The sequence below is a fragment of the Sulfuricella denitrificans skB26 genome, from assembly GCF_000297055.2.
In the GTDB taxonomy this organism is placed as follows: domain Bacteria; phylum Pseudomonadota; class Gammaproteobacteria; order Burkholderiales; family Sulfuricellaceae; genus Sulfuricella; species Sulfuricella denitrificans.
This window is the reverse complement of record NC_022357.1, coordinates 2,983,131-2,998,642: the sequence shown is the minus strand read 5'-3', so window position 1 is coordinate 2,998,642 and position 15,512 is coordinate 2,983,131. Positions and strand designations below refer to the sequence as shown.

The 15,512-nt window shown below is 55.8% G+C and carries 10 protein-coding genes; 5 read left to right on the top strand and 5 right to left on the bottom strand.

The window, feature by feature from the left end:
• Positions 1-219: 219 nt before the first annotated feature.
• The 3 genes from hemL to thiD all read right to left on the bottom strand — a co-directional run bounded on the left by hemL (position 220) and on the right by thiD (position 3,088).
• Positions 220-1,509, bottom strand: coding sequence for a glutamate-1-semialdehyde 2,1-aminomutase (gene hemL, locus SCD_RS14495; protein WP_009207311.1), 1,290 nt, complete (start codon positions 1,507-1,509; stop codon positions 220-222).
• 10 nt (positions 1,510-1,519) lie between these two features.
• Entirely contained in the window at positions 1,520-2,155 is a 636-nt protein-coding gene (gene thiE, locus SCD_RS14490; RefSeq protein WP_009207312.1) for a thiamine phosphate synthase, read from the bottom strand.
• Positions 2,156-2,230: 75 nt separating this feature from the next.
• Positions 2,231-3,088 carry a bifunctional hydroxymethylpyrimidine kinase/phosphomethylpyrimidine kinase gene (gene thiD / locus SCD_RS14485; RefSeq protein WP_232504413.1) on the bottom strand — a complete coding sequence of 286 codons (858 nt, stop codon included), beginning with the start codon at positions 3,086-3,088 and terminating at the stop codon, positions 2,231-2,233.
• A 277-nt stretch (positions 3,089-3,365) separates the two neighbouring features.
• On the opposite strand from thiD, the gene SCD_RS14480 reads away from it, so the two are divergent.
• The 5 genes from SCD_RS14480 to SCD_RS14460 all read left to right on the top strand — a co-directional run bounded on the left by SCD_RS14480 (position 3,366) and on the right by SCD_RS14460 (position 12,626).
• On the top strand, positions 3,366-3,731 hold the full coding sequence (locus SCD_RS14480) for a response regulator (protein ID WP_041673538.1): 366 nt from the start codon (positions 3,366-3,368) through the stop codon (positions 3,729-3,731).
• Between the two features lie 11 nt (positions 3,732-3,742).
• Positions 3,743-4,108, top strand: a complete 366-nt coding sequence (locus SCD_RS14475; RefSeq protein WP_009207315.1) for a response regulator transcription factor — start codon at positions 3,743-3,745, stop codon at positions 4,106-4,108.
• A 44-nt stretch (positions 4,109-4,152) separates the two neighbouring features.
• On the top strand, positions 4,153-4,671 hold the full coding sequence (locus SCD_RS14470) for a chemotaxis protein CheW (RefSeq protein ID WP_009207316.1): 519 nt from the start codon (positions 4,153-4,155) through the stop codon (positions 4,669-4,671).
• Positions 4,672-4,744: 73 nt separating this feature from the next.
• On the top strand, positions 4,745-6,898 hold the full coding sequence (locus SCD_RS14465; RefSeq protein ID WP_009207317.1) for a methyl-accepting chemotaxis protein: 2,154 nt from the start codon (positions 4,745-4,747) through the stop codon (positions 6,896-6,898).
• A 13-nt stretch (positions 6,899-6,911) separates the two neighbouring features.
• Positions 6,912-12,626 carry an Hpt domain-containing protein gene (locus tag SCD_RS14460; protein WP_009207318.1) on the top strand — a complete coding sequence of 1,905 codons (5,715 nt, stop codon included), beginning with the start codon at positions 6,912-6,914 and terminating at the stop codon, positions 12,624-12,626.
• A 169-nt stretch (positions 12,627-12,795) separates the two neighbouring features.
• On the opposite strand, the gene SCD_RS14455 is transcribed toward SCD_RS14460, so the two are convergent.
• Both SCD_RS14455 and thiC read right to left on the bottom strand, forming a co-directional pair.
• Positions 12,796-13,623 carry an undecaprenyl-diphosphate phosphatase gene (locus SCD_RS14455; protein WP_009207319.1) on the bottom strand — a complete coding sequence of 276 codons (828 nt, stop codon included), beginning with the start codon at positions 13,621-13,623 and terminating at the stop codon, positions 12,796-12,798.
• Between the two features lie 3 nt (positions 13,624-13,626).
• Entirely contained in the window at positions 13,627-15,498 is a 1,872-nt protein-coding gene (gene thiC / locus SCD_RS14450; RefSeq protein WP_009207320.1) for a phosphomethylpyrimidine synthase ThiC, read from the bottom strand.
• Positions 15,499-15,512 lie beyond the last annotated feature (14 nt).

The window sequence follows — 15,512 nt, the reverse complement described above, 5'->3', positions numbered from 1 at the left end:
AATCATCTGCATGATTCAATTCCCTGGGATAGGGTTATTTGTCATTCGGCAAGTTTGCTATAGCCGAGCCTCCGGCTCGGAATGACGGTAAGATTTCAACCTCGGCAGTGAATTTCCTGTATCAGGGTGTGGGTGGCATTTTCCCCACGGTGTCTGGTAATGACCAAGTGTGGCGTACTGATTAATAGTCAGTGTCGTTGCGCCAAGAGGCCTGAGTTGTTAACGCTTGGACATTCCACCAAAAACTTCGTCTGCAGCCTGCAAGGTTTTTTCGATTTCCAAGTCGGTGTGGGCAGCTGAAACGAATCCTGCCTCGAATGCGGAAGGGGCAAGATAAATGCCTTTCTCCAGCATGGCGTGGAAGAAATGGTTGAAGGCGGTCTTGTCGCATTCCATCACTTCGGCATAGCTGGTCGGGGGCGTGGCGCGGAAGTAGACGCCGAACATGCCGCCAACGGACTGCGCCGAAAAAATCACCCCATGCTTCCTGGCCGCTGCAGTCAGGCCATCGATTAGCTTGCGGGTTGCTGCGGCAAGTTTGTCGTAGAAACCCGGCGCCTGCACCAGCCTGAGCGTGGTTAGTCCGGCGGCTACAGCCACCGGGTTGCCGGATAGGGTGCCGGCCTGATAGACCGGGCCAAGCGGAGCGAGCTTCTGCATGATTTCGCGGCGACCGCCGAACGCCCCGAGCGGCATGCCGCCGCCGATCACCTTGCCGAGCGTAGTCAGGTCGGGAACGATGCCGAACATGCCTTGGGCGCACTTCGGCCCGACGCGGAAGCCGGTCATCACTTCGTCGAAGATCAGCACGCTGCCATGTTGGGTGCACAGCTCGCGCAGCGCCTTGAGGAACTCGGGCTTGGGTGCGACCAGGTTCATGTTTCCGGCGACCGGCTCGACGATCACTGCGGCAATTTCGTTGCCGATTTTCCCGAAAGTTTCTACCAGTGCGGCGCTGTCGTTGTAGGCCAGCACCAGGGTATGCGCCGCAGTTTCTGCCGGGACCCCGCCGGAGCTGGGTTGGCCGAAGGTAAGTGCGCCGGAGCCGGCCTTGACCAGTAGCGAGTCGGCGTGGCCGTGGTAACAACCTTCGAACTTGATGATCTTGGAACGGCCGGTGTATCCCCGCGCCAGGCGGATGGCGCTCATGGTGGCCTCGGTGCCGGAACTGACCAGGCGCACCTGATCCATGCCGGGTAGCAGCATGCACAAAGTTTCAGCCATTTCCAGTTCCAGCGCGGTGGGTGCGCCGAAGCTCAAGCCGTTGGCGGCGGTTTCCTGGACGGCCTTGATCACCTCGGGGTGGGCGTGGCCGAGGATCATTGGTCCCCAGGAGCCGACGTAATCGATATACGCCTGGCCATCCTCGTCCCAGACGGTGGCACCTGCGCCGCGCTTGAAAAACACCGGCGTGCCGCCGACCGAGCCGAAAGCGCGTACAGGCGAATTGACGCCGCCGGGGATGAACTGCTGAGATTTTTCGAAAAGTTGCTGGTTGCGTGAGGTCATAGTCATTACCTTAGTGCAGTGTATGGTGGTTTGATTTTTCGAATAACACGGCAAAGCGGCTGGCGGCTCTCACGATATCCTCGCTGTCGAATAGCGCAGAAATAACGGCCACGGCGTCGGTGCCGGCTTCGATCAGGGGGGTGACATTATCCGCAGTAATGCCGCCGATGGAGACGAGCGGTATATTCAGGACCCGCTTTGCTTCGTGTAAAAGAGTTAAAGGTGCCGTAACCACGTCGGATTTGGTCGACGACGGGAAGAAACTGCCGAAGGCAACATAATTTGCGCCATGGGCTTCGGCATCGAGCGCCCGTTGCAAGTCATTATAACAAGACACGCCGATAATTTTATCCGGGCCGAGAATCAGTCGGGCTTCACGCACACTGCCATCGTCCTTGCCCAGGTGTACTCCATCCGCACCGGTCAGGTCGGAGAGGCGAATATCGTCATTGATGATCAGCGGCACATGGAATTGTTTGCACAGCGCTAATAATTCGCTGGCCTGCTCGTGGCGCAACCCAACATCGCCCCCTTTGTTGCGATATTGCACCAGGTGAGCGCCACCAGACAAGGCCTGTCTGACCTGTTCCACCAGACTTTCGGTGTCGGCGCATTCGGGGGTGATGGCATATAGGCCGCCGATCAAAACAATCGCCCTTCACGTTTGCACCTTCTCCCGTTTGCTGGAGAGGGTGAGGGAGAGATGCGCTGCCCTATGGTTTCAAGTGCCGGTGGCATCTTTTTCCTCGTGCGCCCAGAAAAGACGATCGGGAATGTATTGCCCCATGCCCGGGTGGAAGCCGGCTTTCAATGCTTGCCAGGTGAATTCCTGTGCCTCCTTTACTGCTTCCGGAATATCTAGGCCTTGGGCTATCGAGGCGGCGATCGCCGAAGCCAGGGTACAGCCCGAACCGTGGTAGCTTCCTGGCAGGCGTTGCCAGCTGTCGCTACGCAACACGCCGCTTTCACCATAGAGAGTGTTCACTACCTGGGGCGTATTTTCATGGGTGCCGGTAATAAGCACGAATTCGCAGCCCATTTCGATAATGCGCCGGGCGCATTCGGCAAGATCGGGTTCGGCATCGCCATCATCGTCATCAAGCTGCGCGATACGCCTGGCTTCCATACTGTTGGGCGTGAGCAGGGTGGTCTGAGGGATGAGCATTTCCAGCAAGGCCGTGAGTATGTCGTCGCCAGCCAATTCATCCCCACGGCCGGAGGCCAGCACCGGGTCCAGTATCAGCGGGATATCCGGGTAATCAGCGACTACCTCGGCGATGGCGGCAACATTTTCCACGCTGCCGATCAGGCCAACTTTGAAAACCCCCACCGGCATGTCCTCTAGTACACAGCGCGCCTGGTCGGCAACCCACTCGGCCTCCATGGCCATTACGTCCTCTACGCCCAAGGTGTCTTGCACCGTGATGGCGGTGACTACCGAAAGGGGATGGCATCCCATGCTGGACAAGGTCAGGATGTCAGCTTGCAGACCGGCTCCGCCACTCGGATCGGAAGCGGAAAAAGCAAGTACAATCGGGGGCGTTTCGCGCGTGTTTGCCATGAGTACGGACGTTGTCATGCTGAAAAAATCGAGTGGTGTCTACCATGGTAAAGGTTGATCGAAAGACAGTATCTTAACCTAAATTGGCGTGGAGATTCCCGGCATTTTGCCGTATGAGTTATGACAAGGCGCTTTACCTGAAGAGAATTTATTATACAATGCTCTAAAATAGTGTCTTCATATAAACTCAAAGGCTGATACCATTACCCGGACAGGGTGGATTAGCCTGGGTAATAAAAAAGCTTGGAGGAGGCGAGTGAGCGGAGAAACACAAACTCTTGCGGGAACCAAGGTGATGGTGATTGATGACAGCAATACCATACGCCGCAGTGCCGAGATTTTTCTGGTGAAGGCCGGATGTGAGGTTATCCTCGCAGAAGATGGGTTTGACGCTCTGTCCAAGATTGCCGATCATCAACCCGATGTCATTTTCGTTGATATCATGATGCCGCGCCTGGATGGCTATCAGACTTGCGCGCTGATCAAGAAAAACTCAAAATTCAAAGTCACCCCCGTTATCATGCTATCCAGCAAGGATGGTTTGTTCGACCGTGCTCGGGGCAGGATGGTGGGGTCCGATGAATATCTGACCAAACCTTTTACCAAGGAAAGTCTGCTTAAAACTGTGAGTCAGTACATGGCTCAGCGTAGTGCCAGCTAGAGAGGAAATAAATGGCTATCAATAAGATTATGGTCGTGGATGATTCGCCTACCGAAAGATTCTTCCTTGGCGGCTTGCTGACTAAACAGGGCTATCAGGTGATTACCGCCGAAAGTGGTGAGGAGGCAATCACCAAGGCCAAGCTGGAAAAGCCTGACTTGATCATCATGGATGTGGTGATGCCGGGCCTGAATGGGTTTCAGGCGACACGGGCAATTTCTAAGGATGAAGAAACCAAAGATATTCCTGTCATCATGTGCACCACCAAGGGACAGGAAACCGATAAGGTATGGGGAATGCGGCAGGGCGCCAAGGATTACATCGTCAAACCGGTGAATCAGGATGAACTGCTGAAAAAAATTACGGCACTCGGTTGATCTCCATGTCACCGTACGTTGCCTGGGGCTTACAAGGATAGCAGATGGCAAGAAAAATCAGCCTGCGAGCATTTCATGAGAGCGTGATGGCCAAGTTGCAGAGCTTGGCATCTAGCGATACTGCCAACCCCTCCAAGCTGGGTGTCCAGATTGGCTCGCAGTTCTGGCTGGTCAATCTTTCCGATATCAGCGAAGCGTTGCCTATTCCAAAGTTGACCTCCGTTCCCCTCGCGCAGTCATGGTTTTGCGGTGTGGCGAATTTTCGCGGCAATCTCTATGGCATCGTTGATTTTTCCCATTTTCTCGGTGGCGCGCCAACGCAATTTGTCGTGGATTGCCGCCTGCTTCTGGTTCACCAGAAATTTTCTGTCAATTGTGGAATCGTCGTCAGTCGCATGCTGGGATTGCGCAATCCAGAGAAAATGCAACGGGTGGAAATAGAGGGGGAGGCTCCGCCCTGGGTTGCTGCCGAATACCATGATGAAACTGGACAACGGTGGCAGGAACTGAATATGCAGGTATTGACCGGGCACGCCCAGTTTTTGAATGTAGGCCTGTCATAAAGGCGTTCGGCGGGCACTTAATGAATGATCATTTCTTTGAGTTGAAAATAAAATTAGGGATGGAGATTTAATCATGGGATTCAAGTTGCCAAGTTTCAGCTTTTTCAAGGAGAAGCCCGGACAGGCGTCTCCGACCGGACCGACGACGAAGTTGGGGCTGAATACCACCTTGGTGATGAAAGGGCTTCAGAAGATGGTCGGCGATTCAGGGCAATCACTGCCGCTTATCGGCGAAAAGCCCATAAGGCAGCAGTTGAAGATACTGGGCGGCGCATGGGCCGTGGCCGTGCTTCTCACCTTGTCTCCGCTGCTCTGGTACGGTGTGAACCTGTATATCCTGAAACAGCATACCGGCACCTCGACGGAAATGCAGATGTTGTCGCAACGGATCGCGAAGGGCGCACAGCAAGCTGCGCAAGGTAACCAGATCGCTTTTGCCCAGTTGAAAGATGCCGATCGGCGCTTTTCCAGCCACATTAATAACTTGTTACAGGGTGGTGCCGGCATACCCGCTTCGTCTAACGCCATGCGACCGGAGTTGATGGAGATTAAAGCGCTGTGGGGCAAGATGGCCAAGGATATCGGGCTGATGGCGGCGCAGGAAAAAAATCTGATCCAGCTGAGCAATAACGTGGTCGGGGTTAACTCCAGCAATAATGATTTGCTCGACCTTACCGAGCTGCTGGCTGCCCAGCTGATTCAGTCGGGCGCGGGAGTAAGGGAGGTTGCCGCCGCCCGGCAACTGGGGATGCTGACCCAGCGGATTGCGAAAAATGCCAATGTTCTGCTCCTGACGGGAAGCGATGCCGATCTTGACGAAACTTTTCTGGATGGCAAAAGCATCACCATCTTCCGCAATACTTTGGTCGGCCTGAAAGATGGGAGTGGGGGCATGTTGCTGAACCCGGTCAAAGATTCTATCGCGCGCGATATGCTGGGAGATATCGATCAAACTTTTAAAGATTTTTCCGTGCATGTCGATCAGATGCTGCAAAATGTTCGACCTTTGGCGGCGGCCCACGACGCTCAACGTTCTTTGTTTAAAGACGGGGACAAGATGCTGGACTTATCCAGCAAGCTGACCGAGAGTTACAACAATCATGCCAGCAGTGGTTTGCTGGAAGCGTTGTTAACCGTCATTTTCGGTAGTGCGGCATTGTTGTTCGCCGTGCTGTTTGCCAAGGTGTTGCTGGATGATGCCAAGCGTAAGGCGGCCATCAGTGAGCAGGAAAACAAACGAAACCAGGAGGCGATTCTGCGGCTGCTCAATGAAATGGGCGATCTGGCGGAAGGCGACCTGACCGTGAGGGCGCGAGTGACCGAGGATATCACCGGTGCTATTGCCGACTCGATCAACTACGCGATCGACGAGCTGCGATCGCTGGTTGTAGGGGTAAACAAGGCGACAGAGCAACTGGCTCGGGAGTCTCAGGAGGCGCAGGGTACCTCCGAGCATTTGCTGCAGGCTTCGGAAAAGCAGTCGCGTGAGATTGAGGAAACCAGTGCGGCGGTGTTGCAGATGGCAGATTCCATTAACCAGGTATCGGCTAACGCCGCTGAGTCTGCGAAAGTGGCGCAGCAATCCCTCCAGGCCGCAGATAAGGGTGCCGCAGCGGTGCAAAATTCCATTGCAGGCATGAATGAGATTCGTGGGCAGATTCAGGAAACAGCTAAACGGATCAAGCGGCTGGGTGAAAGCTCCCAGGAGATTAGCGAGATCGTGGAACTGATTTCGGATATTACCGAACAAACCAACATTCTGGCGCTGAACGCGGCGATTCAGGCAGCTTCGGCGGGTGAGGCGGGGCGTGGCTTCACCGTGGTGGCGGAAGAGGTGCAGCGGTTGGCAGAGCGTTCAGGCGAGGCAACCAAGCAGATCGGCGCGATCGTAAAGACCATTCAGACCGACACCCACGATGCGGTGGCCGCTATGGAGCAAAGTACTCAGGGTGTGGTGGAAGGCGCCAAGCTTTCAGATGCGGCGGGCCAGGCCCTGTCCGAGATCGAACGGGTTACGCGCAGTCTGGCGGATCTGATCGACACCATTTCCAGGGCGACCCAGGCGCAGGCGGAGGCTGCTGGCAAAGTGGCGACGAACATGCAGGATATTCAGGACATTACCAACCAGACCACGGATGGTACCAAGCAGACCGCCGCTTCTGTTGGTCAGTTGACCGCACTTGCTGCCGAGCTGAAAGGCTCTGTGGCGGGCTTCAAACTTGCATAGGTAATTAAAGAGCATGGCCACCGAGTTGGATATCGGCCCACTGACCTGGGTCAAAGGCGAAATCGACCAGGCGCTGGAGCAAGCCAGGCAGAAACTGGCGGGATTCTTTGGCAACCCCAGCGATCTTTCCCCACTGCGCTATTGCTTGACTCACCTGCATCAGGTGAATGGCGCCATCCTGATGGTCGGCCTGGAAGGGGCTGCGCGCGTTAGCGGTGAAATCGAAAAGCTGGTGGTCGCTCTGGAGAAGGAGGAGGTTCCTCCTTCTCCAGCCAACCTCGAAGTCCTTAACCAGGCCATTGCTGAGCTCTCCAAGTATCTCTCCGGCCTGCTTGATGGCGAGCCAGATGTGCCGCTCAGGCTCTACCCGGTCTATAAAAGTTTGCGTCAGGCACGTAACGCCTCGGGTTTTGCCGAAAGCGACTTGTTTTTCCCGGATCTGTCCACGCGCGCACCGAAGGATGGCTATGCGAAGCCCGCGAGTGAGGCCGAACTGCAAGTGCTGGCCAAGGCTGAGCGTGCGCGCTTTCAGGGGGGGCTGCTTAAATTCCTTCGCACACCGGACGACCCGGCGGGGATAGAGGCAATGCGCGAGGCATTGCTGGTCATCGAACGAGCTCAGAGTTTGCCGGCGCAACGAACCTTCTGGTGGTCCGCGGGGGCACTGATAGAAGGTTTGCTCAACAAGGGCTTGAGTCCCGACTTCGAAGCCAAGCGCCTGCTTGGCAGGATTGATCAGCAGATTCGCAAGCTTGCCGAATCCTCATCCAAGGTGGCGGAACACCTGCTGCGTGATCTGCTATACCGGGTGGCATGTAGTCAGCCGGTGAGCGAGCGGATCAAGCAGGTCAAGCAGGCATTCGATCTGGATAGCTGCTTGCCGCAGATGGCCACTGCTGCAGAGGTGGACGCAGCTCGGCTCCAGCCCCTGCTTCGGGAACTGAAGGAGTTGCTGACGCCGGTCAAGGAGTTGTGGTTGAAGTTCACCACAGGCCATAAAGAAAGCCTGAAAAATTTGCAGGAACCCTTAGGTCGGCTGGTAGAAAAAAGCCTGTCGCTGAATAATCCCCCTTTGCATGGCCTGCTCTTGCAGACACAAGCGCTCGCAGCAACTCAACCGGGGCAGGACAGTGCCGGAGATGTTCTAGCTATAGAAGTGGCCACGGCTCTGCTGCTGGCGGAGAATGTGCTGGAAAACTTTGCCCAGTTCAATGATGAAATGGCAAAGCAGCTGGAAATCCAGACCAAGCGTATGTCGGCTGTTTTAAGTGGCCGCCCGGAAGAAATCGATGCGGCGGGAATCCCGCACCTTGGTGACATCAGCCGCAAAGCCCAGGAAAAACTCCTGTTGGCTCAGGTTGCGCATGAAATTCAGGCCAATCTGCGGCGGATTGAGGAAGTGCTGGATACGTTCTTCAGGGATACGACCAAGCGGGAGGGTATTTCCTCTCTCGAACCTGTCCTGAAGCAGATTTCCGGTGCGCTGACAATTCTCGATCTTGGAAAGGCAGACAAGCTGCTTGACCTCTGCCATTCCAGCATCCTGCGCTTTGCTGATCCAGTTTATGAGCCGAGCCCAAAAGAGCTGGAGGGGGTGGCTGAAGGTTTGAGCAGCCTGGGTTTCTACATCGAAGAAGTTCAGTATGGACGTGCGGATGCGGAAAAAATTATTAGCCGTGCCCTGTCTCGCCTGACGGGCGAGCCGGAGGAAAAAACGGCTACTCCGCAAGAAGAAGTCGAGGAAACTCGTGCGGATGATGAAAGCATCGAAGCCAGTCTGTATAAGCAAAAACAACTGGCACAGGAAAACTTCCAGGAGTGGCAGGCTAACCCCGATGATTTGGCTGCACGCCAGAAGCTGGAGAAATCGCTGAACGGTCTGGCTCATGACGCCGATCTGGTGGCCGATTTGGAGCTGAAGGAACAGGCCGCCACCGCAAGGCGACTGTTGGATGAAGAGCAGGGGAGGCCGGCTCCCGGATTGGCGAGCGCGGTTGCCGCCCTGGTCGAGACCAAGATACCCGTAGCGCCATCGCAAGAAACCGAACGTTTGCTGGACGCATCCGAGGAAGCTGTCGACGCAGAAATGCTTGAGATTTACTTGGAAGAAGCGACTGAGGTGTTAGCTACTGTCAGCGAGAATCTGCAGGCCTGCCATGAACAGCCTGGCGACCGCGAGGCTCTAACCACGATCCGTCGTGGCTTTCATACCCTGAAGGGCAGCGGACGCATGGTCGGCCTGACAGATCTGGGGGAGGTTGCATGGGCGGTCGAACAGGTGATGAACAAATGGCTGCAGGATGAGAGAGGCGCCACACCTGTACTGTTGAATTTTATCGAGCAGGCGTGCACTGCATTCGGGCAATGGGTGGGGCAACTTCAAAGCAAAGGCTCGGTGGTTGTAGAGGCCGATGCACTGATGGTCTCGGCAGAGCAGTTAATGAGTGGTAAGGAAACGGCTGAAGTTGTGCCGCAGGTCAGTGCAATGCCCGCTTCCGTCGAGGTCGAGGAGGAACTCGCGCCCGTAGAGGAGTCTGCCGAACCCGCGGAAGAAATTAGCTTGCCAAGCTTCGATGTGGTTGAGGAGGGTACAGCCGAAATCGGCTATCCTGTTATGGAAGAGCCACTCACCTTCGAGCCGCAGCCTGAAGAGGAGGTGACGGAAGCTGTCGAACCGGTTGAGGAAATCGGTTTGCCGGTTATGGACTTTGATTTCATCGAAGAAGCGGCAGCCGAAATGGCTGCATCTGCTGTTGAAGAATCCCCAGGGGCAGAAGCGTTGCCTGCTGAAGAGATTATGCTTGAAGCTCCGGAGCCGACTGAAGAAATCAGCCAGCCGCTTGTCGAGGAAGTTGAGCAGACGGCTGTCGTTGAGACCGAGGCCCCTGGCATTGAGGAACTTGTTTCAGTATCTCTTGAGTTGAATGCAGAAGAGGCCGAGCCTGAGCCGCTGCCTGAAACCGATATAGTGATTGGTGATGTCACCCTGCCGAGTGCGCTTTTCGATATTTTCATGAGCGAGGCCAAGCAGCGGGTTGCAGTTCTGCGGGAAGAGCTGGCGCGTCTGGAAGATCAGCCGGACTTGCCAATTCGGGAAGATTTCATGCGCGCTGCCCATACCCTGTGCGGCATTTCCCGTACCGTGGGATTTCCGGCATCGGCCCAGCTTAGTTTTGAACTGGAGGAATGGCTCAGGGAAATGTTGGAGCACCCACGACCGGCCAATGGTAAGCAGGTCAAAGTGACCGGTGATGCAGTCGTCGCGCTGAACAAGATGGTGCAGGCAGTCGAAGAACAAAAAATGCCGAAACCGGCAAAGCAGTTAGTCCGTTCGCTGCAAGCGTTGGTTAAAAAAGCGCGCGCGGACGGAGAAAAGGCCGCCTCATCGGCTCTGATAGAACGCGCGGTAGCCGAAGCGGTGAAGCCAGCCAAAATCGCGAAGCCAATTGCCGTATTTCCTGAGGTAGAGAGGCGAGTTGAAGTGGTCCGGACAGCGGCGTTTGAAGTGCCGATGCCGACATCTCGCGATGACATTGATCAGGACATCCTGCCCCTGTTTCTGGAGGAAGCGCAGGATCTGTATCCGCTGGTTGGTACTCAGGTACGTGCATGGCGGGAAAAACCTGCTGACCGACAGGCGCCGCAAGACCTGCAGAGATCGCTGCATACCTTCAAGGGTAGTGCCCGTATGGCCGGCGCGTTGCAGTTGGGCGACCTGGTACACAACATGGAAACCCTGGTGGTTGATTCGACGGAGGCGGGTGCCCCTGCGGCCTCCTTGTTCGATGAACTCTTCACCTATTTTGACAAGATCGGCGACTTGCTGGATCGCCTGCAGGCTGGGACAGAAACTCCAATATCTGCGGAAACCACGGCGGGTCAACCAGATCTCCAACTGCTGCCAGCATCGGCAAAACCCGGCGTGCAACAATTGCGGGTGCGCGCAGATATTCTGGACAGGCTGGTCAACGAAGCGGGTGAGATCAGTATCGCGCGCTCCCGCGTCGAAGGCGAGATGCAGAGCTTCAAGCAGTCATTATTGGAGTTGACGGAAAACGTCATCCGCCTGCGCAACCAGGTTCGCGAGATTGAAATTCAGGCGGAAAGCCGGATGCAGTCCCAGGCAAATCAGACCGGCGGTGTTGCAGAGACATTCGATCCACTTGAGTTTGACCGATTTACCCGTTTTCAGGAGTTGACCCGCTTCCTGGCCGAGAGCGTGAATGACGTCGCTACGGTGCAGCAGAGTCTGCTAAAAAGTTTGGGTGAAGCCGATGCTGCGTTGCTGCAGCAGGCACGGCAGAATCGTGAATTGCAGCAAGAGCTGATGCACATCCGAATGGTGCCGCTGTCGAGCATTACTGATCGGCTCCATCGCATTGTTCGGCAAACTGCCAGGGAACTGGACAAAAAGGCGAACCTGGAGATAAAGGGCGGAGAAGTGGAGTTGGACCGAAGCGTGCTGGAAAAAATGACCGCACCCTTCGAGCATCTGCTGCGAAATTCCATGGTGCATGGCGTGGAAAGTGTGGCAGACAGGATTCAGGCTGGTAAGGCGGAAGCCGGGGCTATCCGTATCGAGGCACGCCAGGAAGGCAATGAAATCGTGCTGACCTTGGTTGATGATGGCGCCGGATTCAATCTGGAAGCGATTCGTAAACACGCAGTCCAAATCGGCAGGCTCCAGGCAGATAGCGATATTACTCCTGCACGACTGGTCGACATGATCTTTGAGCCCGGATTTTCCACTGCTCAGCAGGTGACCCAGGTTGCTGGGCGCGGTGTTGGACTGGATGTGGTGCGCAGCGAGATAGCGGGTCTAGGCGGACGTGTCGAGGCAATTCCGGGAGAGCATGGCGGAGCAATATTTAGCATCTATTTACCACTTACACTTGCCGTAGCGCAGGCCGTGTTGGTACGTACTGGCGAAAAAATTTATGCCCTTCCCTCGTCGATGGTGGAACAGGTCAAGGAGTTCAAATCAGCCGGGCTGGAGGAAATTCAGCGGAAAGGCGAGATTGAGTGGCAGAATAACCGCTATCCGCTGTTCTATCTGCCGAGGCTCCTGGGCGACAAGGAGCAGGTGCCGGAGATGCATCGCTATGCCATGACGTTGCTGCTCAGGAGCGGTAGCCAGCGCGTCGCGGTGCAAGTGGATGAGATTCTGGGCAACCAGGAAATCGTGATCAAGAATATTGGGCCGCAGCTTGCCCGCGTGCCCGGTATAGCCGGGGCAACGGTGCTGGGCAATGGTCAGGTTGCGCTGATCATCAATCCCGCTCCGTTGGTGCAGCGTATGGCTATGCAGGTACCTTCATTCCTCGGTACGGTGTCAGTAGCACCGATGCCCGAAGCGGTTGCGCCGACCATTATGGTGGTAGACGATTCCCTGACGGTGCGCAAGATCACCTCCCGCCTGCTGTCGAAGGAAGGGTACCAGGTGGTGACTGCCAAGGATGGTGTGGATGCCCTGCAGCACTTGCAGGAGATTTTGCCAGACGTCATGCTGGTGGATATCGAGATGCCGCGCATGGACGGCTTTGAATTGACCAAGAATGTGCGCAGCGACCCGCAAACTGCGCATATTCCTATCATCATGATTACTTCGCGAACTGCGGAAAAGCACCGCAACTACGCGATGGAACTGGGCGTCAACGCCTACCTGGGTAAGCCCTTCCAGGAAGACGAGTTACTCGACCATATCGCCGGTTTCCTCAAGAAACCGTAGATGCGTTCTATTCCTGATCACCTGGCTTGGATGAAGCGGGGTGGAGTCCGGGTTTTTCTCGATTCTGCTTCGCTCCAGGCCAATTTGTTCGAATTTAATTTCAAATCCCAATAATTATTTAGTGTGTGTCCGCACACTCTGCGATTTCACTATTTTTTTGGAAATGGAATTAGCTGACTGACCAACTTACCGCTCCGGTGTAAGCAGTTAGAAGTACGATGATGCCGAAGCCGATGCGGTACCAGGCAAAGGCAGAAAAATCGTGGTGGCTGATGTAGCGAAGCAAGCCCCGCACTGCAAAAAAAGCGCTGACAAACGACGCTGCGCCGCCCACCGCAAACATTCCCAGGTCGTCTGTATTCAGCAGGTAACGATATTTGATCAGTTCGTAAGCCGTGGCTGCGAACAGGGTGGGAATAGCCAGGAAGAAGGAGAACTCCGTGGCCGCCTGGCGCGACATGCCGAAAAACAGTCCTCCTATGATGGTCGCACCGGAGCGCGAAGTACCGGGAATCAGCGCCAGTGACTGCGCCAGTCCGACCTTCAGCGCATCGCGCCAGCCCATGTTGTCCACCCGCTCAACACGGATGACATGCTTGCGCCGCTCCGCCCACAGGATCAATACCCCCCCGACGATGAAGGCCAGCGCAACCGGCACCGGCTTGAACAGGTATTGCTTGATCTTGCTGGCGAACAGCAGGCCAAGTATGGCTGCGGGCATAAAGGCGACAGCCAGGTTGAGCACGAAGCGCTGCGCATCCTCCCTACCCGCCCGCAGGCCGGTGACGACACTACCCAGCCGGGCGCGAAATTCCCAGCATACCGCGAGTATCGCCGCGAACTGGATGACGATCTCGAACATCTTGCCTTTGTCGTCGTTGAAGTCGAGCAGGTCGCCCACCAGGATCAGGTGGCCTGTGCTGGAAACCGGCAGAAATTCGGTGAGACCCTCGACGATGCCGAGGGTCAGGGCTTTTAGCAGAAGGATAGGATCCACGGATCAGGCTTTCTGGTAGAGTTTTGCGCCGGTATTCAAGAATTCCACTGATTTTTCCTGCATTCCCTTCTCCAGCGCCTCATTCTCGGATACGCCCTGAGCGGCCGCATAGTCGCGCACGTCCTGAGTGATTTTCATGGAGCAGAAGTGCGGACCGCACATCGAGCAGAAGTGGGCGACCTTGGCCGAATCCTTGGGCAGGGTTTCGTCATGGAATTCCTTGGCTTTGTCGGGGTCGAGACCGAGGTTGAACTGGTCATCCCAGCGGAATTCGAAACGCGCTTTGGACAGGGCATTGTCTCTAATCTGCGCGCCTGGGTGGCCTTTGGCCAGATCGGCAGCGTGGGCGGCAATTTTGTAGGTAATGATGCCGACACGTACGTCTTCCTTGTCCGGCAGGCCGAGGTGCTCTTTGGGTGTGACATAGCACAGCATGGCACAGCCATACCAGCCGATCATGGCGGCCCCAATGCCGGAAGTGATGTGGTCGTAGCCGGGGGCAATGTCGGTGGTGAGTGGTCCCAAAGTGTAAAAGGGCGCTTCGTCACAATGCTTAAGCTGAAGCTCCATGTTTTCCTTGATCATGTGCATCGGCACGTGGCCAGGGCCTTCTATCATGGTCTGGACATCGTGCTTCCAGGCGATTTTGGTCAGCTCTCCCAGAGTGATCAGTTCGGCGAATTGCGCTTCGTCGTTGGCATCATATAAAGAACCCGGACGCAGGCCATCCCCAAGACTGAAACTGACGTCATAGGCCTTCATGATTTCGCAGATATCTTCGAAATGGGTATAAAGGAAATTTTCCTTGTGGTGAGCCAGGCACCACTTGGCGAGGATGGAACCACCGCGCGAGACGATACCGGTCATGCGCTTGGCGGTCATCGGCACATAGGCGAGCCTTACACCGGCGTGTATGGTGAAGTAATCTACCCCTTGCTCAGCTTGTTCGATCAGAGTGTCGCGGAAGATTTCCCAGTTCAGGTCTTCGGCCTTGCCGTTGACCTTTTCCAGTGCCTGATAGATTGGCACGGTGCCAATGGGCACCGGGCTGTTGCGGATAATCCACTCACGGGTTTCGTGGATGTTTTTGCCGGTGGAGAGGTCCATGATGGTATCGGCGCCCCAGCGGATGCCCCACACCATTTTTTCGACTTCGTCGTGAATCGAAGAAGCCAGCGCCGAGTTGCCAATGTTGCCATTAATCTTGACCAGGAAATTACGGCCAATGATAACGGGTTCGAGTTCTGGGTGATTGATGTTTGCCGGGATAATGGCGCGACCGCGTGCAATTTCTTCACGAACGAATTCAGGCGTGATGATTTTGGGAATGGCGGCGCCGAAACTTTCGCCGGGGTGCTGACGGGTGACAAGTTCGGAAAGATTGTCGCGGCGCTGGTTCTCGCGGATGGCGACAAATTCCATTTCAGGGGTGATGATGCCCTTGCGGGCGTAGTGCATCTGGCTGACATTCATGCCGGCTTTGGCGCGGCGCGGGGTGCGGTGCAGGTTGAAGCGCATCTCTGCCAGGGAGGGGTCGTTCAGGCGGTTCAGACCATAAGCCGAGCTCAGTCCGGGTAGATTCTCAGTGTCGCCTCGTGCTTCGAACCAGGGTGCGCGGATTGCCGGCAGCCCATTACGGATGTCGATTTTAACGTCCGGGTCAGTGTAGGGTCCGGAGGTGTCATAGACGTAGACGGGCGGGTTTTTTTCTGCCCCCATGCTGGCTGGGGTGTCGGACAGACTGATTTCGCGCATCGGTACGCGGATGTCGGGGCGAGAACCTGGTACGTATACCTTGCGGGAGTTGGCGAAGGGTTGTACCGCAGCCTCATCGACACTGGCGGTCAGGTTCAAGAAAATGGGGTTGGCGTTCATGGTGGTGCTCCTAG

Bases quoted from the DNA above. Each gene is read 5' to 3' on its own strand.
- SCD_RS14470 (WP_009207316.1), top strand. From the start codon at position 4,153: ATGGCAAGAAAAATCAGCCTGCGAGCATTTCATGAGAGCGTGATGGCC.
- SCD_RS14475 (WP_009207315.1), top strand. From the start codon at position 3,743: ATGGCTATCAATAAGATTATGGTCGTGGATGATTCGCCTACCGAAAGA.
- thiC (WP_009207320.1), bottom strand. From the start codon at position 15,498: ATGAACGCCAACCCCATTTTCTTGAACCTGACCGCCAGTGTCGATGAG.
- SCD_RS14465 (WP_009207317.1), top strand. From the start codon at position 4,745: ATGGGATTCAAGTTGCCAAGTTTCAGCTTTTTCAAGGAGAAGCCCGGA.
- SCD_RS14460 (WP_009207318.1), top strand. From the start codon at position 6,912: ATGGCCACCGAGTTGGATATCGGCCCACTGACCTGGGTCAAAGGCGAA.
- SCD_RS14480 (WP_041673538.1), top strand. From the start codon at position 3,366: ATGGTGATTGATGACAGCAATACCATACGCCGCAGTGCCGAGATTTTT.
- hemL (WP_009207311.1), bottom strand. From the start codon at position 1,509: ATGACCTCACGCAACCAGCAACTTTTCGAAAAATCTCAGCAGTTCATC.
- thiD (WP_232504413.1), bottom strand. From the start codon at position 3,088: ATGACAACGTCCGTACTCATGGCAAACACGCGCGAAACGCCCCCGATT.